This is a genomic window from Streptomyces sp. A18 (genome assembly GCF_059026065.1).
The window spans coordinates 1-323 of sequence record NZ_JBWLKL010000169.1 but is presented as its reverse complement, the minus strand read 5'-3'; the positions used below and the strand labels follow the sequence as shown (position 1 = coordinate 323).

Genomic DNA, 323 nt, shown 5'->3' with positions numbered 1-323 from the left:
GAGGCCACGCGTGTCGAGCAGCGCACCGACTTCGACAAGCTGATCGTCGACGTCGAGACCAAGCAGGCCATGCGCCCCCGTGACGCCATGGCGTCCGCAGGCAAGACCCTGGTCGAGCTGTTCGGTCTGGCCCGCGAGCTCAACACCGAGGCCGAGGGCATCGACATGGGTCCGTCCCCGACGGACGCCGCCCTGGCCGCCGACCTGGTGCTGCCGATCGAGGACCTTGACCTCACCGTCCGCTCCTACAACTGCCTCAAGCGCGAGGGCATCCACTCCGTGGGTGAGCTCGTGGCCCGCTCCGAGGCGGACCTGCTCGACAT

General features: G+C 68.7%; 1 protein-coding gene. It reads left to right on the top strand.

Annotated elements, in window-relative coordinates; translation table 11 throughout:
• On the top strand, nt 1-323 hold a 323-nt coding region (locus tag AC5P1C_RS44005; RefSeq protein WP_493871614.1), incomplete at both ends, for a DNA-directed RNA polymerase subunit alpha C-terminal domain-containing protein.